At 65.9% G+C, this 22362-nt stretch carries 22 protein-coding genes and 1 pseudogene; 12 read left to right on the top strand and 11 right to left on the bottom strand.

Annotated features, from left to right (window positions below; translation table 11 throughout):
* Positions 1-9: 9 nt before the first annotated feature.
* Positions 10-1800 carry a fatty acyl-AMP ligase gene (locus tag WG907_RS02315; RefSeq protein WP_340230968.1) on the bottom strand — a complete coding sequence of 597 codons (1791 nt, stop codon included), beginning with the start codon at positions 1798-1800 and terminating at the stop codon, positions 10-12.
* 159 nt (positions 1801-1959) lie between these two features.
* Between WG907_RS02315 and WG907_RS02310 the strand changes: the two genes are divergently transcribed.
* From WG907_RS02310 to WG907_RS02300, 3 genes are read left to right on the top strand one after another with little or no spacing between them, the layout of a single operon-like run.
* The gene (locus WG907_RS02310) at positions 1960-2493 is read left to right on the top strand and encodes a regulatory protein RecX (RefSeq protein ID WP_340230966.1); all 534 of its coding nucleotides are present in this window, start codon (positions 1960-1962) and stop codon (positions 2491-2493) included.
* A 41-nt stretch (positions 2494-2534) separates the two neighbouring features.
* A complete protein-coding gene (locus WG907_RS02305; RefSeq protein ID WP_340230965.1) occupies positions 2535-3059 on the top strand; it encodes a DUF192 domain-containing protein in 525 nt (174 codons plus the stop codon).
* 56 nt (positions 3060-3115) lie between these two features.
* A complete protein-coding gene (locus WG907_RS02300; protein WP_340230964.1) occupies positions 3116-3514 on the top strand; it encodes an NADH:ubiquinone oxidoreductase subunit NDUFA12 in 399 nt (132 codons plus the stop codon).
* Positions 3515-3623: 109 nt separating this feature from the next.
* Here WG907_RS02300 and WG907_RS02295 read toward each other — a convergent pair whose 3' ends face one another.
* Positions 3624-3779, bottom strand: coding sequence for a hypothetical protein (locus WG907_RS02295; protein ID WP_340231853.1), 156 nt, complete (start codon positions 3777-3779; stop codon positions 3624-3626).
* Between WG907_RS02295 and WG907_RS02290 the strand changes: the two are divergent.
* Positions 3742-3912: pseudogene (locus WG907_RS02290) on the top strand (DUF2155 domain-containing protein); the annotation flags it as partial. The gene WG907_RS02295 and the pseudogene WG907_RS02290 overlap by 38 nt on opposite strands.
* Positions 3913-3935: 23 nt before the next feature.
* Here the strand turns inward: WG907_RS02290 and aat are convergent.
* A complete protein-coding gene (gene aat / locus WG907_RS02285) occupies positions 3936-4718 on the bottom strand; it encodes a leucyl/phenylalanyl-tRNA--protein transferase (protein WP_340230963.1) in 783 nt (260 codons plus the stop codon).
* Positions 4719-4812: 94 nt separating this feature from the next.
* On the opposite strand from aat, the gene WG907_RS02280 reads away from it, so the two are divergent.
* Both WG907_RS02280 and dapE read left to right on the top strand, forming a co-directional pair.
* A complete protein-coding gene (locus WG907_RS02280) occupies positions 4813-6096 on the top strand; it encodes a dipeptidase (RefSeq protein WP_340230962.1) in 1284 nt (427 codons plus the stop codon).
* Between the two features lie 237 nt (positions 6097-6333).
* Complete coding sequence (dapE, locus tag WG907_RS02275; RefSeq protein WP_340230961.1) at positions 6334-7476, top strand: succinyl-diaminopimelate desuccinylase; 1143 nt, start codon at positions 6334-6336, stop codon at positions 7474-7476.
* Here dapE and WG907_RS02270 read toward each other — a convergent pair whose 3' ends face one another.
* From WG907_RS02270 to WG907_RS02255, 4 genes are all read right to left on the bottom strand, one after another.
* Positions 7477-9168 (bottom strand): putative bifunctional diguanylate cyclase/phosphodiesterase, encoded by a 1692-nt coding sequence (locus tag WG907_RS02270; protein ID WP_340230960.1) that lies wholly within the window; start codon positions 9166-9168, stop codon positions 7477-7479.
* Between the two features lie 97 nt (positions 9169-9265).
* Positions 9266-9805: a Smr/MutS family protein gene (locus WG907_RS02265; RefSeq protein ID WP_340230959.1), complete on the bottom strand. Its 540-nt coding sequence runs from the start codon at positions 9803-9805 to the stop codon at positions 9266-9268.
* 6 nt (positions 9806-9811) lie between these two features.
* Positions 9812-11074, bottom strand: coding sequence for a murein transglycosylase A (gene mltA, locus WG907_RS02260; RefSeq protein WP_340230958.1), 1263 nt, complete (start codon positions 11072-11074; stop codon positions 9812-9814).
* Positions 11071-11724 carry a Tim44/TimA family putative adaptor protein gene (locus WG907_RS02255; RefSeq protein WP_340230957.1) on the bottom strand — a complete coding sequence of 218 codons (654 nt, stop codon included), beginning with the start codon at positions 11722-11724 and terminating at the stop codon, positions 11071-11073. The genes mltA and WG907_RS02255 overlap by 4 nt, the downstream gene beginning before the upstream one ends.
* A 180-nt stretch (positions 11725-11904) precedes the next feature.
* On the opposite strand from WG907_RS02255, the gene secB reads away from it, so the two are divergent.
* The 4 genes from secB to WG907_RS02235 all read left to right on the top strand — a co-directional run bounded on the left by secB (position 11905) and on the right by WG907_RS02235 (position 16016).
* Entirely contained in the window at positions 11905-12411 is a 507-nt protein-coding gene (gene secB, locus WG907_RS02250; protein WP_340230956.1) for a protein-export chaperone SecB, read from the top strand.
* 151 nt (positions 12412-12562) lie between these two features.
* Positions 12563-14155 (top strand): murein biosynthesis integral membrane protein MurJ, encoded by a 1593-nt coding sequence (gene murJ / locus WG907_RS02245; protein WP_340230955.1) that lies wholly within the window; start codon positions 12563-12565, stop codon positions 14153-14155.
* 17 nt (positions 14156-14172) lie between these two features.
* On the top strand, positions 14173-15177 hold the full coding sequence (gene trpS / locus WG907_RS02240; RefSeq protein ID WP_340230954.1) for a tryptophan--tRNA ligase: 1005 nt from the start codon (positions 14173-14175) through the stop codon (positions 15175-15177).
* A gap of 155 nt (positions 15178-15332) precedes the next feature.
* Positions 15333-16016: a DUF4136 domain-containing protein gene (locus WG907_RS02235; RefSeq protein WP_340230953.1), complete on the top strand. Its 684-nt coding sequence runs from the start codon at positions 15333-15335 to the stop codon at positions 16014-16016.
* Positions 16017-16077: 61 nt separating this feature from the next.
* On the opposite strand, the gene WG907_RS02230 is transcribed toward WG907_RS02235, so the two are convergent.
* The 4 genes from WG907_RS02230 to mutM form a co-directional block, all read right to left on the bottom strand.
* Complete coding sequence (locus WG907_RS02230) at positions 16078-16683, bottom strand: peptidylprolyl isomerase (RefSeq protein ID WP_340230952.1); 606 nt, start codon at positions 16681-16683, stop codon at positions 16078-16080.
* 257 nt (positions 16684-16940) lie between these two features.
* On the bottom strand, positions 16941-18332 hold the full coding sequence (gene dnaA, locus WG907_RS02225) for a chromosomal replication initiator protein DnaA (protein ID WP_445326771.1): 1392 nt from the start codon (positions 18330-18332) through the stop codon (positions 16941-16943).
* 439 nt (positions 18333-18771) lie between these two features.
* On the bottom strand, positions 18772-19035 hold the full coding sequence (gene rpsT, locus WG907_RS02220) for a 30S ribosomal protein S20 (protein WP_340230950.1): 264 nt from the start codon (positions 19033-19035) through the stop codon (positions 18772-18774).
* Between the two features lie 113 nt (positions 19036-19148).
* Positions 19149-19961: a bifunctional DNA-formamidopyrimidine glycosylase/DNA-(apurinic or apyrimidinic site) lyase gene (gene mutM / locus WG907_RS02215; protein WP_340230949.1), complete on the bottom strand. Its 813-nt coding sequence runs from the start codon at positions 19959-19961 to the stop codon at positions 19149-19151.
* An 82-nt stretch (positions 19962-20043) separates the two neighbouring features.
* Here mutM and WG907_RS02210 point away from each other — a divergent pair, with 82 nt between their 5' ends.
* Together WG907_RS02210 and ubiB are read left to right on the top strand one after the other, a co-directional pair.
* On the top strand, positions 20044-20775 hold the full coding sequence (locus WG907_RS02210) for a class I SAM-dependent methyltransferase (RefSeq protein WP_340230948.1): 732 nt from the start codon (positions 20044-20046) through the stop codon (positions 20773-20775).
* A 50-nt stretch (positions 20776-20825) separates the two neighbouring features.
* Positions 20826-22358: a 2-polyprenylphenol 6-hydroxylase gene (gene ubiB, locus WG907_RS02205; protein WP_340230947.1), complete on the top strand. Its 1533-nt coding sequence runs from the start codon at positions 20826-20828 to the stop codon at positions 22356-22358.
* Positions 22359-22362 lie beyond the last annotated feature (4 nt).

Here is a 22362-nt window from a genome sequence, read left to right as displayed (position 1 = left end):
ACGGCCCGCTCAGGCCGCGATGTCGTAGGGCCGGATTTCCCCGGTCAGGTAAAGATTGCGCGCCTTGGACCGGCTGAGCTTGCCCGAGCTGGTGCGGGGCAGGGTGCGCGGCGGCACCAGCTCGACAACGCAGTTCATGCCGGTGATCGCGCGCACTCGCTCGCGAATCTGGTCGCGCAGGCGCGAACGTTCCTCATTGTCGGAGGTGCGGCAATGCACCAGTACGGCCGGGGCTTCCTCGCCGCCGGAGGTGGTGATCGCGAAGGCGGCGATATCGCCCTGCTTGAAGCCGGGAAGCTGCTCCACCGCCCATTCGATATCCTGCGGCCAGTGATTCCGGCCGTTGATGATGATCATGTCCTTGGCGCGGCCGACGATGTAGAGATAGCCCTCGCTCAGATAGCCCATGTCGCCGGTGTCGAGCCAGATGCGGTTCGATGCATCGGTGGCCATGCAGGCGTCGGTCGCCTCCTGATCGCGGAAATAGCCCACCATCAGCGATGGTCCGGTGGTCCAGATCTTGCCGATCTGGCGCTCGCCCATCAAGCCGCCATCCTCGTCGCGAATTTCCACGGTCATGCCGCGCGCGGGCTTGCCGCAATTGACGATCGAGCGGAATCGCTGCGGACGCCCCTCGGTGGCGTCACCGCCCGACAGGTCGGTTTCCTCGACCAGCTCGACCACGATACCCTCGCCCGGCGGCATGATGGTGACGGCCAGTGTCGCTTCGGCCAGGCCGTAGCTGGGCAGGAAGGCGCGCGGGCTGAACCCGGCATCGGCGAAGGCGTCGACGAAGCTCTGCATCACGTCGGGCCGGATCATGTCCGCGCCATTGCCCGCCAGCCGCCAGCGTGACAGGTCGAACCGATCCTGCGCCTTGGTCTGGCTCGACATGCGCCGCGCGCAGATGTCATAGCCGAAGGTCGGCGAATAGCTGATCGACGTGCCGGTGTTGCGGCTGATGAGGTCGAGCCAGGCGAGCGGGCGCCGCGCGAAATCCTCGGTCTTCATATAGTCGGTCGACACCTGGTTCGCGACGACCGACAGGAAGCAGCCGACAAGGCCCATATCATGATACCAGGGCAGCCAGCTGATGCAGCGATCGCTGTCCTGCACTTCCATGCCATGGCTGTGCGCGGCGAGATTGCTCAGCAGCGCATGATGGGTGACGGCGACGCCGTGCGGAAAGCGGGTCGATCCGCTCGAATATTGCAGATAGGCGATGTCTTCGGTCTTCGCCTGCGGCAGCGGGCCGGGCTTGGGCGCGCGCGCGATGAAATCCTCGAAATCGATGCTCTCGACGCCGCGCAGCCGCCCCGCCTCGCCCGCCATATCGGCCAGTTCGGCCGGAAACAGGAAGAGATGCGGGTCACAGCTCGTCAGCTGCACCACCAGCTGGTCGATATAGCTGTCCTTGCCGCCGAAGCTGGTCGGCAGCGGCAACGGCACGGGCCAGGCGCCGGCATAGATGATGCCGAAGAAAAGCTGCGCGAAATCGGCCCCGGTCTCCGCCACCAGTGCGACGCGATCCCTGGGCCTGATGCCATGGGCGACCAGCCGATGCGCGCAGGCGACCGCATCGCCGCGCAGTTCCGCGAAGGGATAAGGCCGCGCCAGATTGCCGCGCGCATCATGGAAATTCAGCCCGCGCCTGGTGCGCGCCGCATAGTCCAGCGCTTCGCCCAACGTGTCGAAATCCGAAAAACGGCGCGGCATTTCATCCATCGTCGGCGTGGGAGCGATTGCCGCGCTGTCATTCATTTTTTGCGAACCCGTCATATTGGTGTCACCCAATGTCATATCATCCCGTCCGGTGGCCGCTATCATCTTTGAACCCGGCTTGCACCGCTCGTTGCATAACAAATCCAGCTTGTAGCGCATAAGGCGCGGTTAAATTCCGGCCCGACTGTGGCATAAACATGGCGGCGGGCGCATGATGACCCGAATGATGCACATATTATGAGCCGAAAAGCCCCCCGTCCGCCCCTGAATGACGAAAGTTTGCGCGAGCTGGCGCTGCATTATGTCGGGCGTTTCGCCACCAGCCGCGCGCGCCTGCTCGCCTATCTGGAGCGCAAATTGCGCGAGCGCGGCTGGAGCGGCGAGAACCCCGCCGCACCGGACGCGCTGGTCGAGCGGCTCGGCGAGCTGCGCTACGTCGATGACGCCGCCTATGCCACGATGAAGAGCGGCGCGCTGGCCCGCCGCGGCTTTGGCCCCCGCCGCGTGGAACAGGCGCTGCGCGAGGCGGGGATCGAGGCGGCGGACCGCGTGGCCGCGACGACGCCGGACGACGCCGCCGCGTGGGAAGCGGCCAATCGTTTCGCGCGGCGCAAACGCCTTGGTCCCTATGCGACGCAGACGCCCGATCCGGCCCAGCATCAAAAGGCGATCGCCGCCTTCCTGCGCGCCGGCCATGATTTCGCCACGGCCCGCCGCTGGCTAGATGCGCCGCCCGGCATACCGCCCGAACGGCCGGACAATGAGGGTTAACCGCCTCCCTTTCGACCATAAGATCGGCTAGGCACGGGCCCATGACCCGCTTGCTCCTCGCCGCCCTGCTGCTGGGCATAACCGCCTGCTCCTCCCACCCGGCGAGCGCCGACAAGGCAGATGCGAGCGCGGCCGCAACGCAAATTCGCCTCCCCCTTGTCATCCGCAACGCCAAGGGCAATCACCGTTTCGACGTCGAGGTCGCCCGCTCTCCGCAGGAACAGGAGCGCGGCCTCATGTTCCGCACGAGCATCGAGACCGATGGCGGCATGCTCTTTCCGATGTCGCCGCCGCGCACCGCGAGCTTCTGGATGGAAAATACGCTCGTGCCGCTCGACATGCTCTTCATCCGCACCGACGGCTCGATCGCCTTCATCAAGGCGAATGCGGAACCCTATTCGCGCATTCCGGTGTCGGCCGGCATTCCGGTCGCGGCGGTGCTCGAACTGCGCGGCGGTCGCGCGGCGGAGCTTGGCATCGCGCCGGAAGATCGCGTCCGTTGGGGCCGCTGCGCCGCCCCTGCCGAAAAAGTTGCGGACGGCCTCGATTTCTGCCCCGCACCCTAGCGCTTCGCCACAACCGCCTTGCCAATCGCCCGCGCGCCGGAGTAAGCGCTTGGCCCATGGGACTCCTCGGCAAGATCTTCACTTGGTGGGATGGCGCGACCATCGGCACCGCCCTCTTCACCTCGCGCAAGGGCTCGAAGGTGGGCGAGGATCATCAGGGCAATATCTATTATCAGGGCGGCGTGGGCCTCGACGGCAATCCCCGCCGCTGGGTGATCTATAACGGCGCCAACGATGCGAGCCGCGTGCCCGCCGAATGGCATGGCTGGCTGCACCAGACGATCGAGGGCACGCCAGAAAGCTTCCTGCCGCCGCCCCGCATCTGGGAGCGGGAGTTCACCCCCAACGCCACCGGCACCATCGACGCCTATCGCCCGTCGGGCGCGCTCGAAAAGGGTGGCCAGCGCCAGCGCGCCACGGGCGATTATGAAGCGTGGAGCCCCGACGCATCATGACGCCGCGTCCGACGGGGGGTCTCCTGTCGATCCTCTCGAGCGCGCTCCTGCTGTCCGGTTGCGGGGGCGATGACGTGCCGGCCGCCAACCAGACCGGCCCGGTGCGCATTCAGGGCACGCCCATCCGCAGCGGCGGCGCGTCGGCCCTGCCTGGCACGCCGATGGCGGAGCGCGTCGCGGTGATCGGCCTGCTCAACAAGCGCAACGGCATTACCCAGGACCTGACGATGAAGCCGGGCGAAGCCTTGCGCGCGGGCGACGCCATCGTCCGCCTCCAGGCGTGCGAGACCACCGCGCCATGGGAAAATCTTCAGGACAGCGGGGCCTTCGTTCAGCTCGACGTGCGCAGCAGCGCCGATGGCAAATGGCGGCGCAATTTTTCCGGCTGGCTGTTCCGCGACCGCCCGGACCGCAATGTCGTTCAGCACCCTGTCTTCGACGTCTGGGTCAAAAGCTGCACGATGTCCTGGCCAGAGACCGGCCCCGATACGGTCAAGCTGGGCGACAAGGGCGAGCCGGTGAGCGGATCGGCCGGCGGATCGGCGGCCTCGCCCGCCAGCGCCGCGAACGCCAGCGAAGCCGCCTCGCCCGAGCCGTCGGCCAGTACGGCCCGTCCCGAGCCGAGCGGCACGTCCGCCACCGCTTCGCCAAGCAGCACCAGATAATCCTTCTGGCTGATTTCGGTCGCGCCCAGCGATTGCAGATGATCGGTCATGAACTGGCAGTCGAGCAGGGTGAAGCCACCCGCGCGTAGCCGCGCCACCAGCCAGGCCAGCGCCACCTTCGATGCGTCCGTGCGACGCGACACCATGCTTTCGCCGAAAAAGGCGCGGCCGAGCGCGACGCCATAAAGCCCGCCGACCAGCTCGTCACCGTCCCAGCATTCGATCGAATGGGCAAAGCCGATGGCGTGCAGATGCCGATAGGCGCGCTCGATCGCGGCGTTGATCCATGTGGAGGGCCGGTCCGGCGCGGCCTGCGCGCACAGCGCGAGGATGCCGGCGAAATCGCGATTGGCCGTCACCGCGAATCGCTCCCTGCGGATCACCTTGGCCAGCGAATGCGACAGGTGAAAGCCGTCGAGCGGCAGGATGGCGCGCTTTTTCGGTTCGACCCAATAGACGTCCCGTGCGTCGCGATCGTCGGACATCGGGAACACGCCGATGGCATAGGCCTGCAACAGCATTACGGGATCGATCGTCATTGCCGCCCGGTCTAGCAGAGCAGGCGAGGGAGGAAAGCCCGCGCGAGCGCAGGCGCGTCATTGACTTGGAACCGCGCCGGCCTAGGCTCGCCGCATGAAGATGTTCGCCGCCCTGCCCCTGCTGCTCGCCGCCCTCCCGTCGCCCGCGCTCGCCGCGCCCGATCCCTATGCCGCGCGCATCGCCAGACTGCTGGCGCGCACCCCGCTCATCGACGGGCATAATGACTGGGCGGAGGCACTCGCCGAAAAGGCGAAGGATGCGCGCTGGACGACGTCGCTCGAAACGCTGGACCCCAAGGCGTATCAGACGGACATCGCCCGCCTGCGCGCCGGCAAGGTCGGCGGGCAGTTCTGGTCGGTCTGGGTTTCGGCCGACCTGCCCGCCCTCCAGCAGGTGAAGGCTACGATCGAACAGATCGAACTAGTTCACAATTTCGCCCGTCGCTACCCCCAGACCTTCGCGCTCGCGACGACAGCGGCGCAGGTGCGCGCCGCGCACAAGGCGGGCCGGATCGCGTCGATGATCGGGGTCGAGGGCGGTGGCCAGATCGATGAAAGCCTGGCCGTGCTGCGCGCCTATAAGCAGCTTGGCGCAGGCTATCTGACGCTCACCCACAGCCGCACCATCGCCTGGGCGGACAGCGCGACCGACGATCCCCGGCACGACGGCCTGACCCCCTTTGGCGAAGCGGTAGTGCACGAACTCAATCGGCTGGGCATGCTGGTCGACCTCAGCCATGTCAGCGAGGGCGTGATGCTCGACGCGCTGCGCGTGACGAAAGCGCCGGTCATCTTTTCCCATTCGAGCGCGCGGGCGCTGTGCGACACGCCGCGCAACGTCTCGGACGCGGTGCTCCGCCAAGTCGCGGCCAATGGCGGGTTGGTGATGGTCAACTATGCGCCGCAATACATCTCCGAAGCGCGCCGCGTCTGGGGCGCGGCCCGCAGCGCTGAGATTGCGCGCAACAATGCGCCGCCCTTCGGCGGGCTGCACATCGGCGATCCGGTGGCGGCGAAGGCGGCGCTGGAAATATGGGAAAAGGCCAATCCTGAGCCGGTCGCCACGCTCGCGCAGGTCGCCGATCATATCGACCATATCGCCAGAGTGGCCGGCGTCGACCATGTCGGCATCGGCAGCGATTTCGACGGCGTCGGTCGCATGCCCGAGGGGTTGGGCGGCGTCGAGACCTATCCCGCTTTGCTGGCCGAACTGATGCGCCGTGGCTGGAGCGACGCCGATCTCGCCAAACTCGCCGGCGAAAATATCCTGCGCGTGATGCCGGCGGCGGAAAAGGTCGCGGCGTCGATGGCGGGCGAACCTGAGGGCAGCGGCACCGTCGCGGCGCTGGACGCCGCATTGCCCGCTGTAAATCCGTAAGGCCGGCCTGACAGGTGGTTCAATAATTTCGCGCGGAGGCGCAGAGGACGCAGCGATATTTATTTTGCCTTCTCGGTCGCGCCGCAGGGTGGACCCGCGATAAATCGGCTGCACGCCAGTATAATTGAGATGCTCTCCGCGTCCTTAGCGCCTCTGCGCGCACCATCTTCCTTTTGGTGTATAGCGTCTGGTCCCGACCCGCTGGCCAAGAACCACCGCATTCGCTAACGCCGCGTCATGACCATGAACAGCACCAGTGCCGATCCCGTGGCCCTTGCCCAGCGCCTGATCGCCTGCCCGTCCGTCACCCCCGCACGAGGCGATGTGTTCGTTGCGCTCGAAGCGATGCTGACCCCGCTCGGCTTTACCGTCGACCGCTTCACGACCGGGGAAGCCCCCGATGGGGCGGTCGAAAATCTGCTGGCCTGGCGCACGACCGGCGCGGGGCCGCATTTCGCTTTTGCTGGCCATCTCGACGTCGTGCCGCCGGGGCCGGGCTGGACCGCCGATCCGTTCAGCGCGCAGATCAGGGGCGACCTGCTGTTCGGACGCGGCGCGGTCGACATGAAAGGCGCGATCGCCGCTTTCGTCGCCGCGCTGGAGGATCTGCCCGCCGATCTGCCCGGCACGATCAGCCTGATCATCACCGGCGATGAGGAAGGTCCTGCCACCTATGGCACGCTGGCGCTGATCGACCGGATGGCGGCGCGCGAGCTGCGCCCCGATCTCTGCCTCGTCGGCGAACCCACCTCGTCGGTGCGGCTGGGCGATGTCGTCAAGATCGGCCGTCGCGGTTCGGTCAATATGTGGGTCCGCGTGGCGGGCGTTCAGGGCCATGTCGCCTATCCGCACCTGGCCGACAATCCGATCCCGCGCCTGCTGCGCATCCTCACCGCGATCGAGGCGGAGGTGCTGGACGAAGGCACCGACTGGTTCCAGCCGAGCAATATCGAGATCACCGACCTCGAGGTCGGCAATAGCGCGCACAACATCATCCCCGGTGCCGCGACCGCGCGCATCTCGATCCGCTTCAACGACCGGCACAGCGGCGTGTCGCTTATCGAACGCATCACCGCGATCGCCGCGCCCGAAGGCGGCACCGTCGAAGCGAAGATCAGCGGTGAACCCTTCCTCACCGCGCCGGGCGCGCTGTCCTCGCTGGTGGCGGACGCGATCCGGGACGTGACGGGCATAGAGACGGAACTGTCGACCACGGGCGGCACGTCGGACGCGCGCTTCCTCTCGCGTCTTTGCCCTGTGGTGGAATTCGGCCTCAACAACGCGACCATGCACAAGCTGGACGAAGCGGTGGCGCTGGACGATCTGCGCGATCTCGCCCGGATTTACGGGCTGGTCGTGCGACGCGCCCTCAACGGCTGATCAAAGCGAGCGGCGCTCCGCCCCTGCCGGCGAAGCGGCAAAACGATCGATATAATCGGCCTCACGGGTCGGATGCGCGAGGTGGTAGCCCTGGAAGAGGGTGCATCCGATCACGCGCAGCATCTCCATCTGCGCCTGCGTCTCGATGCCCTCGACCACCACTTCCATGCCCAGCCCCTGGATCAGGCCGACGACCGCGCTGCAAATGGTGCGCGCTTCGGCCGATGTCGCGATGTCGCGCACGAGGCTGCGGTCGATCTTCACCCGGTCGACCGGGAGTTCCTTGAGCCGCGACAGGTTGGAATAACCGGTGCCGAAATCGTCGATCGCGATCCGTACCCCGTCCCGCCGCAGGGCAGCCAGCGCATCGAGAATGCGCGGCTCCATCTCCATCGCCAGCGATTCGGTGATCTCCAGCTCCAGCATCGAGGGCGGCGTCCGGTGCGTCGCCATCGCGTGGCGCAGGCGCAGGAAGAAATCGGCCTGCGCCAGCTCGCGCGTGGAAATATTCATGGCGATTCGCTGGTGGATGCCCTGCCCAGCCCAGCGCGCGGCGGTCTCGCAGACCCGGCTCATCACCCAGTCGCCGAGCGCGACGATCGTACCGCTCTCTTCCGCCACGGGCACGAAGAAGCCCGGCAAGACGATGTCATGTTCGGGATGCGCCCAGCGCACCAGCGCTTCGGCCGCCACCGCGCGGCCGCTCATAATGTCGATCTGCGGCTGGAATTCGAGCAGAAACTCCTCCCGATCCAGCGCCAGCAGCAGGTCGCGCTCAAGGTCGGCGCGGTCGGCGGCTTCGAGCGCCAGTTCGGCGGTGAACATCTCCGCCCGGCCGCGCCCTTCATGCTTGGCATGATACATGGCGATATCGGCCGACCGCAGCAGCGCGGACAGGGTATCGCCATGATCGGGATAGCAGGCGATGCCGATCGACGCGCCAAGGTCGATATGCTGGCTGCCAAGATCAAATCGTTCCCCCAGCGCGAACTGGATCGCGCGCGCGATCCGCTGCGCCACGTCCTTGTTCGGCAGGCTGGAAAAGAACATCGTGAACTCGTCGCCCGCGAGCCGGCCGATGATCGCATCACCCGTTCCCGCGCTGGCCTGCGCCATGCCGACTTCGCGCAGCCGCCCGGCGACGCGTGCGAGCAACTGGTCCCCGGCCGCATGCCCCAGCGTGTCGTTGACTCCCTTGAACCCGTCGAGATCGATGAAGAACAGCACCGCCGCGCCCGCCCCAGGCCCCGACTGCGCGCGCTCGCCGAGCTGACGCTCGACTTGCCGGCAAAAGCTGGTGCGATTGGCAAGCCCGGTCACCTGATCGAACAGCGCGAGCGCCTGAACATGGTCGAGATTGGTACGCACCTGACTGAGCAGGCTTTCCATCGCGACGGCGAGATCGGGCAGTTCGAGTGCGACGCCGCTCGGCACCCGCGACTGGAGATCGCCATGCGCGGCGCCCAGCAGCCGCTCGATCGCGGCGTCCAGGGCGGCGGCGGTCGTCGCGATCGTGCGTTGCGCCGAGGCCCAGCTCATCGTGCCGCACAGGATTGCGATGATCAGCGAACGGCCGACGGCAACGACATCGTCGCCCTCTCCATGCCCAAGCACCAGCGAGAGGATGAAGACCAGCGCTCCCGCGCTGCAAGCGAACGCAGCGGCGCGGCTTTTCAATGTCACGCCGTGCATATGCCTCCCAACCCGCTTGGGCCAAATACTGGCCGATTGATCGATCGGATATGAAGGATAGTGGTTAAGGAAAAGTCAGTGGAAGCCTGTGTTTTCGCTATTTTTTGCGTCGCAATATTATGTAGAGCGCGCCGTCGCCGCCATGTCGTCTATGGGCGATGCGAACGCTCGCGACGCTGGCGGCGTAGGAACCGGAGCCGAGCCACTGGCCGATCTCCGCACGGATCGCCCCGCGCCGCGATCCGTCGCCCCAAGCGCCATTTTTGGGCGGTTTGCCGGTCACGACCAATATCACGCGCAGATCGCGGGCAATGGCCGCCGACAGCGCCTGATTAAGCCTGGCATGGGCGGCGGCCAGGCTGTGCCCGTGCAGGTCGATCGTCATGTCGGGCGCGAGCGACCCGCTGCGGATGCGCCGCTCCCATGCCGAATCGAGCATGGCGGCGGGCGCCGGGGCAACGGGCTTGACCGGCGCGGCGGGCCGAAACGGAGCGACCGTCAACCCCTTCCTGGCCGGTATTGTCGCTGCGGGCTTTGGCGGCACGGGACGCTCAACCACCGGCCGGAGCGCCCGCACCGAGCGGGTCAGCGCCGTCCAGAGCGACTCTTCATCGGGGGAAAGATGTCGGCGCGCCATGGCGGTTCATGGCGTTCGCAGGCGCGCATAGCTGCCGATGGGCAGCAGTATGAGGGCGCTGCCCCGCGCCGACATGCCACCTGCAATGCCGCGTGCCCGCGCGCCCGCGCCCCAGAAACTATCGAAGCGGTTCGCGCCCTTGATCGCCCCGCCGGTGTCCTGCGCGATCCATATGCCATTGGGTTCGGCGCGGTCGAGCGAGAGCAGGACCGGCGCGCCCAGCGGCACATATTTGGGGTCTGCCGCGACCGTGGCTTCGGGGGTCACCTCCACCCCCATCGCGCCGACCGGCCCGCTAGCCAGTTCGCGGAAGAAGACGAAGCTCTTATTCTCGTTCATGATCGCCGCGCCGTCGACAGGGTGAGCGCGCAGCCAGGCCATGATGTCCTGCATCGACCCCGACTGGATCAGCCCGCGATCCTTCATCAGCTTGCCGATACCACTATAGTCGCGGCCGTTCTGCCCGTCATAGCCGATGCGCATGACACCGCCGTCGGGCAGCAGCAGCCGGCCGCTGCCCTGCACCTGAAGAAAGAAGAATTCGACCGGATCGGCGGCCCAGGCCAGTTCGAGCCCGCGCCCGGCCAGCGACCCCGCGACGATCTGCCCCCGTTCGTCGAACGGCACGAAATTGCCGCCCTCCACCTTGCCGCGAATGGTCTTGCCCTTCAGCGCATCGCTGAACAGACCGAGATTCACGTCGACCAGCTCGGGCGGGCGGCGATAGATCGGCACGTCATAGCCCGGCTGACGGCTGCGCGCGCCGGCAATCTCCGGCTCATAATAGCCGGTGACGAAAGCCGCCCCGGTCCCCACCTGAACCGCTTCGAAATAGCGCGCGAAAAATGCATTGGCGCTGGCTTGCGGCCAGCTCGACGCCGCCGCGCAGGCATTGTTCCAGTCCGCCCCGCGCGTCAGGCCGCTCGCGTCGGTCCGCTTCATCAGCCCCGGGCAGGAGAGCCGAAACGCCTGCAACGCCTTGCGCGATCGTTCGCCGGGCGGGACGAGCGACGATATGTCGGGCCCCAGCGTCAATCCCGCACCGACTGCGGTGGCGATGTCGGTCGACTGATCGAAGGGAAGGGCGGGGGCCAGAACGGGCCGCGGCGTTGCTGCAACCGGCCGGGTCGCGACGTCATCGCCCCGTGCGTCGACGACCGCTGGCCGCTGCGGCGCCGGACCTGCCCCTGTGGGCGGGATGACGCCCCCGGCGCAGGCGGAAAGCAGAAGCGCGGCGAGCAGCGCGGCGCCCGACTGGCGCTGCGTCATGCCTCGTCGGTTTCGCTAAGCTTCCAATTGGGGTCGGCGCTGCCGATATCGCGAGTGAAGGTCCAGATGTCGTTGGTGCTGATCGCATCCGTCATCGACCCGGCGATCACATTGCCGTCCCGATCGCGCGTGATCGCCGCCATGTCCGCTTCGAAGCGCAGCGTCACTTCGGCGACCCGGCCGTTGACCGCCGCGCTCATGATCTGCGCCTTCTCGATGCGCACCAGTCGATTGTCGAGCACCTCGCCCTGCGCCTCGCGCGCGGCGATCGCCTCTTCGAAAGAGGCCAGCACGTCGCTGTCGCACAGCCATGCCAGTTCATCGCGGTCGCCGCGCCAGAAGGCTTCGAGCACCATGCGATAGGCGGACTTCGCGCCGTCCACAAATTGCGGCACGTCGAACTGGCGATCGGACGCGATCAGCGCGCGGACCCCGGCTTCGCCACCGGGCGCAATCAAACCATCGGCCAGCCGCACCGAATCGGCGGGGCTGTCGGCCGAAGGGCGCGGCTGTACCAGCGTCACCTTGGCGCGCTCATCGGCCGGCCGGGGCGCGGGTTCCTGCTCGTGCCCGGTTCGCTTTCCCAGCACGGAATAGAGCCGCAATGCCAGAAATCCGGCAATCATGGCGAGGATGACGATCACATACACGAGGGGCAAAACCCTTTGTTCGAAGGATTGATGGGAACAACATAGGCATGTTTGAGCCCATATTCAAATAGGGCGGCGCGCGCGCCCGGCATTGCCCTGCTTATCCGCCCCTGCTAAGCGCGCGGGTCATTATCGGTGGGCGTCCGCGCCCGCTGCCAACGGACTTAGCAAGGACAAAAGATGGCCGACGAAGCCGATACGATCCAGTCGACGATTTTGCAGGGCAATGGCGCGGATACGAGCCCGCAGATCGCGCTCATCAGCCAATATGTGAAGGATCTGTCGTTCGAAAACCCGAACGCCCCGGCGGTCTATCAGTGGCAGGATCAGCCGCAGATCGACGTCCAGTTCAATATCGGCGCGGAAAAGGTCGCCGACGACGTGGTCGAGATCGTGCTCAAGATCGAGGTCAAGGCGACCGCCCCCGAAGGCACCGCTTTCGCCGTCGAACTGCTCTATGCGGCGCTTTTTGGCATGCGCAACGTGCCCGACGACCAGATGCAGCCCTTCATGCTGGCCGAAGCGCCCCGCCTCATCTTCCCGTTCGCCCGCCGGGTGCTGGCCGACGCGATCCGCGACGGCGGCTTCCCGCCGCTGCTGCTCGACCCCATCGATTTCGGCGCGCTCTACCTTCAACAGGCGCAGCAACTGGAAGCGACCGCAGGCGAGCCGGCCGGCAACGCCTGATCTCTCCCACAACCGTTCGTGCTGAGTAGGGACTGAGCTTGCCGAAGGCCCGAATCGAAGCATCCGCGCCAGACCGCATCCTTCGATTCGCCGCTTCGACGGGCTCAACGGCTACTCAGGACGAACGGGGCATTTGCGGCATGGCGGATCGATGAAGCTCGCCAAAGCCCTCGGATCGGTCGGCGGGCTGACGCTCGCAAGCCGGATCCTGGCGCTGGTGCGCGATTCGCTGGCAGCGCGCTATGTCGGTGCGGGGTTCGCGTCGGACGCCTTCAACGGCGTCGCCTTCCGCCTGCCCAACATGTTCCGCGCCCTGTTCGCCGAGGGCGCGTTTTCGGCCGCCTTCATACCGATGTTCAACCGCAAGGCGGCGGGCGAAGGCGGCCTGCCGGCGGGCTATGATTTCGCCGAGCGCGCGCTCGCCGTCCTGCTGCCGGTCCTGATCGGCTTCACTTTGTTGCTGATCGCCGCCGCCTGGCCGATCACCTGGGCGCTGTCGGGCGGTTTTTCGCGCCAGAACCCGACGCCAGCGCAATTCGACTTTGCGGTCATGCTCGCGCGGATCACCTTGCCCTATCTGGCGCTCATCTCGCTTGCCTCGCTGCTCGGCGGCATCCTCAATTCGCTCGATAAATTCTGGGTCAATGCCGCCGCGCCGATCCTTCTCAATGTCGCGATGATCGCGGGTCTATGGCTGTTTCACGGCGCGAACGAATATGAAACCGCCCGGGTACAGGCGATTTCCGTCACCGTGGGCGGCGCGCTGCAACTCCTGTGGCTGATCCTCGCCTGCCGCCGCGCTGGCGTGTCGATGCGCCTCCGCCGGCCGCGCCTCGACAAGGATGTGCGCGACCTGCTGCGCCTCATCCTGCCCGCCGCCGCCGGGGCGGGCGCCTCGCAGATCAACCTGCTGATCTCTACCGCGCTTTCGGGCTGGCTGCTGGCGTCGGGTTCGATCACCTATATCTACTATGCCGATCGCCTGAACCAGTTGCCGCTCGGCCTCATCGGCATCGGCCTTGGCACCATATTGCTGCCGACCATCTCGCGCATGCTTTCGCGCGGCGAGGAAGGCGCGGCGATGGAAACGCAGAATCGCGGGATCGAGCTGGCGCTGTTTCTGACCTTGCCAGCGACCATCGCCTTCATTGTCGTTGCCGAGCCGATCGTGCGCGGCCTGTTCCAATATGGCCGCTTCACCATAGAGGATGCACGCGCCTGCGGCTGGGCGCTGTCGGCTTTCTCGATCGGGCTTCCCTCCTATGTGCTCGTCAAGGTGCTCACCCCCGGCTATTATGCGCGCGGCGACACCAGGACGCCGGTGCGCTATGCGATGCTGTCCATCTTCATCAACATCATCGGCAATATCACGCTCATTCCGCTGCTTGGCCGCTTCGGGATCGGCCATGTCGGGCCACCGCTGGCGACCGCGCTGGCCTCCACGGTCAATGTCTTCATGCTCTATCGCACGCTCGTCGCACGCGGCCATTTCGCCGCCGATGCGCAGTTGAAGCGACGACTGCCCCGGCTCGCACTCGCCGCGATCGCGATGGGCGCGGCACTTTTACTGTTCGACGGGCCGCTCTATCCCTGGCTCACCGGGCCGATGCTTCACCGCTATCTGGCACTCGCCGCCCTTGTCGGCGCGGGCGTCGCGATGTACGGGCTCGCCTGTTTCGCGACCGGCGCCTACCGGATCGCCGACTTGAGGGCGCTGATGCGCCGCCGAGCCGCCACCGATTAGAAGAACGGATCAGTCACATGCGCGTCCTTTCCGGCATCCAGCCGACCGGCAATCTGCACCTTGGCAATTATCTAGGCGCGATCCGCAACTGGGTGCGGATGCAGGACGAGATGGACAGCGCCAGCCAGTGCTTCTTCTTCCTCGCCGACATGCATTCGATCACGGTGCACGAGACGCGCGAACAGCGCATCCGCAACGTGCGCGACATGGCCGCCGCGCTGGTGGCGGCGGGGATCGACCCCGACCGCTCCGTGCTGTTCAATCAGGCGCGGGTGCCCGCCCATGCCGAACTGGCCTGGCTGCTCAACGGCACCGCGCGGATCGGCTGGCTCAATCGCATGACCCAGTTCAAGGATAAGGCGGGCAAGGATCGCGAGGGCGCATCGGTCGGCCTGTTCGTCTATCCCGTGCTCCAGGCCGCCGACATCCTCGCCTATAACGCCACCCATGTGCCGGTGGGCGAGGACCAGAAACAGCATCTGGAGCTGGCGCGCGACATAGCGGCCAAGTTCAACGCCGATTTCGGGGTCGATCTGTTCACCCTGCCCGCCCCCATCATCCCGAAGGAAAGCGCGCGCATCATGTCGCTGCGCGACGGCACCGCGAAAATGTCGAAATCCGACCCCAGCGACATGAGCCGGATCAACCTGACCGACGATGACGACCTCATCATGCAAAAGGTGAAAAAGGCCAAGACCGATCCCGAACCGCTGCCTGAAATGGCAGAGGGCCTCGCCGGACGGCCGGAGGCGAACAATCTCGTCGGCATCTATGCCGTGCTGGCGGGCTGTTCGCCCGACGCGGTCTGCGCGGAATTTGCCGGCAAGGGATTCGGCGCGTTCAAACCGGCGCTGGGCGACCTGCTGACCGCCGCGCTCCGCCCGATCCGCGAGCGATTCGTTGCGCTGCGCACGGACGATGCGGCGCTGGACGCGATCCTGGAAAAAGGCGCCGCCAGAGCGGCAGCAGCGGCAGAACCGACGCTGCGCGCCGCCTATGACGCGATGGGCCTGATGCGCTGACGGGTTGCGCCGGGTCACAGCGTCCTCATCTTCAGAAGAGCAGCGATTGCGCCCATCCGGGCATTCGGTACGTTCAATCGATGTTCAGTTGCGTTCTGCTACCGCCGGGCGCAAGAATGAATGGCAGACCCATGCCTGATACAGGACGCAGAAAAATGATCCGTTTCAACAAGATTGGTCTGGTCGCGGCGCCATTTCTCGCGCTCGCGACTTTGTCGGGTTGCGCGACTCCCTTCAAGGCGGACGTTGCCCGCTTCCAGCAGCTTCCCGCCCCCGCCGGGCAGAGCTTCGCCGTCGTCGCCGACGATCCCCGCCTCGCAGGCGGGCTTGAATTCGGGCATTATGCCGATCTGGTGGCGGCGCGGCTGGCGCAGACCGGCTATGTCGCCGCGAGCGACCCGGCCCGTGCCGACCTCATCGTGCGCGTCGCCTATGACATCGACGCCGGCCGGGAAAAGGTGCGCAGTACGGGCTTTGGCGGCGGCTTCGGGCCCGATCCCTTCTACGGCTCCTATGGCGGCTTCGGCTGGGGTGGCGGATGGGCCCGGCGCGGCGGCTGGGGCCGGCCATGGGGTTATGGCTTCTACGATCCCTGGCTGTTTGGCGGAGGCGGCTATAGCGACATCAGCAGCTATACGGTCTATACCAGCGACCTGAGCGTCAGGATCGATCGAGCCGTGGACAATCGCCGCCTGTTCGAAGGCAAGGCCAGCGCGCAGTCGCTGTCGAACAAGCTCACCTATCTGGTGCCCAATCTCATCGATGCGATGTTCACCAATTTCCCCGGACAGAATGGCGAAAATGTGAAGATCACGCTGCCGCCCGAGCCCAGGCGCTGATCCTCCGTCCCACATAACGCATAAAGCCCGGCGATCATCGGTCGCCGGGCTTTTTATGGTTTCAGGGCAGCCGCCGCGCAGTCACTATCTTCACTGGCGGTTCCAGCATCTGACCCTTCATTGCGCCCTCCCCCGCCGTGGGTGACCGGGGCGCGGCGACGATCGCCTTCACCACCTCCAGCCCTTCCACGACATGGGCGAACACGGCATAGCCCTGATTGTCGCCCGGCGCCTTGGGGTCGGCGTCCATGCTGGGCATCTTGCCGAGCACGATGAAGAAATCGCCGTTCGCCGTACCGGGCACGTCGCGCGCCATCGACAGCGCGCCGTCATCATGGGTCAGGCCGGTCTTCGTCGTCGGCTCATGCGCGATCGGCGGGCGCACCCGCTTGGGGTCGTTCTTCGTACCCCCCTGGACGAAACCATAATCGGGCGTACCGAAGGCGCGGTAGAAGATCTTGCCATCGAAGCGCTTCTGATCGACATAGCGCAGAAAATTCCCGCCCGTGACCGGCGCCTGCCCGACATGCACGGCGACGACCACGCGCCCCGCACTCGTCTCAAGCGCGACCCGCACGTCCGGCGGGGGAGAAGGGGTCGCCACCTGCGCGGCAACGGGACCGGCGGTCAGCAGAGCGAGAAGGAGCAGCCAGAGCGATCGAATCATACCGCCAAGACTAGAGCGGATGTCGCTTAATGGAAATGTTCATCCTGACGCCAAAGGCGTTGGTGCCGAGATGTTCGTTACAGCCTGTTTTTCGCGCGGAGGCGCGGAGGACGCGGAGGCGGTTGCATCCTCGCGCCCGGTCCTGCTCCTCGCCACACCCGGATATCTCTCAGGAAAAGACGCGAAGGCCCGCCTTCGCAAAAGCGATCTCCGCCTCCTCGCGCCTCCGCGCGAACACTCTCCTGAGTCGCGCCGGCCTACCCCTCCAACTGACGCAGCAACGCGCGGACGTCGGCGTCGATATCGGGATTGCTCTGGCGCAGCGCCTCGATCGTACGGACGGCGTGGATGACGGTGCTGTGATCGCGCCCGCCGAAGATGCGGCCGATTTCGGGCAGCGAGCGCGGCGTCATCTTCTTGGCGAGGTACATCGCCACCTGACGTGGGCGCGCGATGGCGCGGGCGCGGCGCTTGGAGCGCATTTCCGATGCGTCGATCTTGTAATGGGCGGCGCACAGCTTCTGGATCTCGTCCACCGTGACTCGGCGGGCATTGGCGCGCACGGCGTCCGCCAGCATCGCCTGCGCGAATTCCAGGTCGATCGACCGTCCGGTCAGCTGGCCATAGGCTATCAGCTTGTTGAACGCCCCTTCCAGTTCGCGCACGTTCGACCGGATCGACCGGGCGAGGAAATCGATCACCGCGTCCGGCACCGGCGGGTCGCCTGCGAAAGCGCGCTTGGTTTCCAGGATAGCGAGGCGCAGGTCGAGCGCCGGCGGCTGGATATCCGCGACCAGGCCACCGGCGAGGCGCGAGAGGATGCGCGGGTCGATCGCGTCCAGCATCTGCGGCGCACGATCGGCGGTGATGATGATGCGCGCGCCAGAATCGATCAGGTCATTGATCGTGTGGAGAAATTCCTCCTGCGTCGAACCCTTGCCGGCGATGAACTGGATATCGTCGATCAGCAGCAGCCGGGCCGCGCGCAGCCGCGCCTTGAACGCCATCGTTTCGTTGGCGCGCATCGCGTTCACAAATTCCATCATGAAGCGTTCGGCCGACATGTAGAGTACCGGCGCGCCCGGCATGTCCGCGATGAAGGCCGCGGCGATCGCGTGCAGCAAGTGCGTCTTGCCCTGCCCGGTCCCGCCATGGATGAACAGCGGGCTGAAGCGCGGTTCGGCGCGCGCCGCCATCGCCTGCGCCGCGGAAAAGGCGAGGCGGTTGCTTTCGCCGGTCACAAAGCCCGCGAAATCATGGCGCGGGGTGAAATTGCTCGCGGCGGCTGACGCGACCATCGGCGGCGCGTGCTCTGCCGCAGGCGCAGCTGCAACCTCCAGCAGGCGAGGCCCGGACGCGTCGGGTGCCCGGAGGATGCGAACCTCGCGGACGCCAACAGCGGCACTGCGCCAGGCCATGCGCAGGCGGTCGCCAAACTGGCCGGTCACGAAATTGGCCGTGAAGTCCGATGAGAAATACAGATCGAGCGTCTGCGAATCGGGGCAATAATCGCCGAGCAGCGCGGGCTTGAGCCACTGATCGAACATGCGTGCGCCGATGTCGCGGCGCAGGCCAGTGCGAATGGCGCTCCAGGCAGCGTCGAGCGGCGCAACGTCCTGCGCTCCCGTTCCTGCCTGAGACATCGCCATGGCCGTCCCGTCCTTCATATGACCCCTGATCCTATCATGATGCCGGCCCCCCAAGGCCAAAAAAACGACGCAACGACCCCGTTCGGAAAAAGCCCCCGCTTTTCCGACCATCTTGCGCATGTTCAGCCAGTTGATGGCCACCAAATGATTCGATTGGCGGCCCGAGAGCTAAATTAGACAGGCCCGCGCCATGGGATCAAGAGCGAGACCCGTCAAAAAAATGAAATAAAGACCGTTGACTCGGTAAACCCACGGAAAACGAACGGCAATGAATTTATGTATATATTTCAGTAGTTTATTTAATGGATTTTATGCTGCGGCGCGTCGAATCGCGGGAAATGCGCCACTCCCTGAAAATGACCGTTCCATGAACGACATATGCGAAAAGCCCGCCCCGATGGATCGGGACGGGCTTTTGAAAATCGACGCTGAAGCCGGCTTAGCCGAGCGCGCTGACTCGCTTGGTCAGGCGGCCGAACTTGCGCGATGCCGTATTCTTGTGCAGCACGCCGCGCGCGACGCCACGGGCCAGCTCGGGCTGAACGCTCTGGAGCGCGATGGTCGCCGCGTCCTTGTCGCCAAGGGCAAGCGCACTTTCGACCTTCTTCACCAGGGTACGAATGCGGCTGATGCGGGCGCCATTGATTTCGGCGCGGCGCTCGTTGCGGCGGATGCGCTTCTTGGCTTGCGGCGTATTGGCCATTTAGATCCTCGGGCTTGCAAATCTCGTGAAAGAACCCTCCGGGACAGGCCGGTGGCTCGTGAAGGCGTGGCCCTTACAGCGCCCGGGGGCCATCGTCAACCGGGGACAGCCGGCTAATGCTGGCATGTCGGGCAGTAAAAGGTCGATCGGCCGCCATCGACGCGGCGGCGAATCGTGCCGCCGCACGGGCATGCCAGCCCTTCGCGACCATAGACCCGCCATTGTTTGGAAAAATAGCCAAGCTCGCCGTCGGGCCGCGCATAATCGCGCAGGGTCGATCCGCCCGCCATGATCGCGGCCGCCAGAACCGAGCGAATCGCCTCTACCAGCGCCTTGAGCCGCGCCGCGCCGATTCGCCCCGCCGCGCGCGTGGGCGCGATTCGGGCCATGTTGAGCGCTTCGCACACATAGATATTGCCCAGCCCCGCGACGATCCGTTGGTCCAGCAGTGCGGCCTTGATCGACGTCGCCTTGCCATCGAGGGCCGCCGCCAGCACGGCGGCGCTGAAATCCGGGCCGAGCGGCTCGGGGCCCATGCGGGTGAAGGGCGCATAGCTTTGCCACGCGTCGCTGCGCACCAGATCGAGCGACCCGAACCGGCGCGGATCGTTGAGCGCGAGCATATGGCCCGCATCGGTCTCTATCAGCAGATGGTCATGAGTCCCGATTTCGACCGGGTCGATCCGCCAGCGGCCCGACATGCCCAGGTGAAAGATCATCGTGTCGCCGCGCTCGGTATCGATCAGGCCATATTTGGCGCGCCGCGACAGACCCGTCACGCGCGCGCCGGTCAACCGCTGGCGCAGATCGACGGGGATCGGAAAGCGCAGGTCCGCGCGGCGCGGCTCGATTCGCGTCAGCACCGCGCCTTGCAGCACGGCGCGCAGGCCAGCGACGGTGGTCTCGACTTCGGGAAGCTCCGGCATCGCCGCTATCTAGGACAGCAACGGGCATAATCCCAGCCTTGACGCTGGCGGGCCGTTCAAATCATGGCTAGAGGCTCATGCCATGAACGACACCGCATCCTTTGGCTATCGCGACGTCGATGCCGCGCAAAAGGCCGGCATGGTCCGCGCCGTCTTTTCCAATGTCGCCGCCAAATATGATCTGATGAACGACGCCATGTCGATGGGCGCGCATCGCCTGTGGAAGGACCAGTTCGTCGCCCGCGTGAAGCCCCGCCCCGGCGAGGCGATCCTCGACATGGCCGGCGGGACCGGAGACATCGCCTTCCGCATGGCAAAGCAGGGCGCGCAGGTGACGGTGTCGGACATCAATCCCGAAATGCTTGCCGTCGGCGTCGAGCGCGCCGCCAAGAAGGGATTTGAAGGTCTCGCCTGGTCGGAACAAAATGCCGAGGACCTCAGCTTTTCCGACCGCAGCTTCGACGCTTATACGATCGCCTTCGGCATCCGCAACGTCACCCATATCGACAAGGCACTGGCCCAAGCGCACCGCGTGCTCAAATTCGGCGGGCGCTTTTTCTGCCTCGAATTTTCGACCACGACCTGGCCGGGCTTTTCCGATGTATATGATGTCTATTCGCACCGGATGGTGCCCAAGCTCGGCAAGCTGCTCGCAGGCGATGAGGACAGCTATCGCTACCTGATCGAATCGATCTGCCGCTTCCCCCCTATGCCCCAGTTCGAAAACATGATTCGCGCGGCCGGCTTTGCGAACACGAAGGTCGAGCCGATCCTGGGCGGTCTTGTCGCGATCCACAGCGGCTGGAAGGCATGAGCGGTATCACCGCTCATGTCCTCGCGCAGGCGGGGATCAAGACCAGCTAAATGACCTCCCATGTCACGCATATCTGGCGGCTGCTCAAATGGGGCCGCATCCTCGCGCGCCACGGCGCGTTGAGGGGGATCGAGCGCGATCCGCTGACCCCCGCCCCGGTCCGGCGGCTGGCGCGGCTTGCCCGGCTCGGCGCGCGCGTGCCCAAGCAGCCGCGCTATGCCGACGCGTTCCAGGCGATCGGCCCGGCGGCGATCAAGCTCGGCCAGACGCTCGCGACCCGGCCCGATCTGGTGGGAGAACATGCCGCCAACGACCTGCTGCGCTTGCAGGATGCGCTTCCCCCCGTACCCTTCGCGACGATCCGCGCGGAAATCGAACAGAGTTTCGGCCGCCCCCTCGAAGATATCTACGCAAGCTTCGACGAAGCGCCCGTAGGCGCAGCCTCGATCGCGCAGGTGCATCGCGCCGTCACCACCGACGGCCGCACCGTCGCGGTCAAGATCATCCGCCCCGGCGTGGCCGACCGCTTCAACCGCGACATCGCCACCTATGAATGGGCCGCCGCCCATCTCGAAATGCTGGGCGGCGAAGTCGCCCGCCTGCGCCCCCGCCTCGTCGTCGCCAACCTCAAACGCTGGACCGCGCGCGAACTCGACTTGCGGCGCGAAGCGGCTTCCGCCTCGGAACTGGCCGAAGCGATGGTGGCCGAGCCGGGCTATATCATCCCGGCCATCGACTGGGACCGGACATCGGGCAAGGTCATGACCATGGCCTGGGTCGACGGCGTCAAGATCGCCGACCGCGCCGCCATCATCGCGGCGGGGCATGACGTCAAGGCGATCGCAGCCCGCCTCGTCAACGCTTTCCTGCGCCAGGCGATCGCGGAGGGCTTCTTCCATGCGGATATGCATCAGGGCAATCTGTTCGTAACGCCCAAGGGCGAGATCGCGGCGATCGACTTCGGCATCATGGGGCGAATAGACCGGCGCGCGCGTATGTGGCTGGCGGAAATTCTCTACGGTCTCATCACCGGCAATTACAGGCGCGTCGCCGAAATCCATTTCGAGGCGCAATATGTCCCCGCCCATCACGATGTCGCCGAATTCGCCACCGCCCTGCGCGCCGTAGGCGAACCGATGCGGGGCAAGCCGGTCAGCGAACTCTCGGTCGGCGGCATGCTCGACGGGCTGTTTGCGATCACCCGCGATTTCGACATGCAAACCCAGCCGCACCTGCTGCTGCTGCAAAAGACGATGGTGATGGTGGAGGGCGTGGCGACGGCGCTCGACCCGGAAATCAACATGTGGGAAACCAGCGGCCCCTATGTGAAGGAATGGCTGCGCACCGAACTGGGCCCCGAAGCAAAAGCCGCCGACGCCCTCATCCAGAACTGGCGCACCTTGCAGCGCCTGCCCGACCTCGTTCGCCGGATCGAGGATGCTTTCCCGGAAAGGGGCGGCGCGCCACCCCCGCCGCCGCTGACCGAAGTCAGGCTGATCCGCGTCGGCGGCGGCTGGCGCTATGCGCTGGTAGCGCTGGTTGCGGCGGCGGCTGGCATTGGCGCGACATTGCTATTATCCTGAGGCC

It is taken from the genome of Sphingobium fluminis (assembly GCF_037723805.1).
Classification (GTDB): domain Bacteria; phylum Pseudomonadota; class Alphaproteobacteria; order Sphingomonadales; family Sphingomonadaceae; genus Sphingobium.
This window is presented reverse-complemented; position numbering and strand designations above follow the sequence as displayed.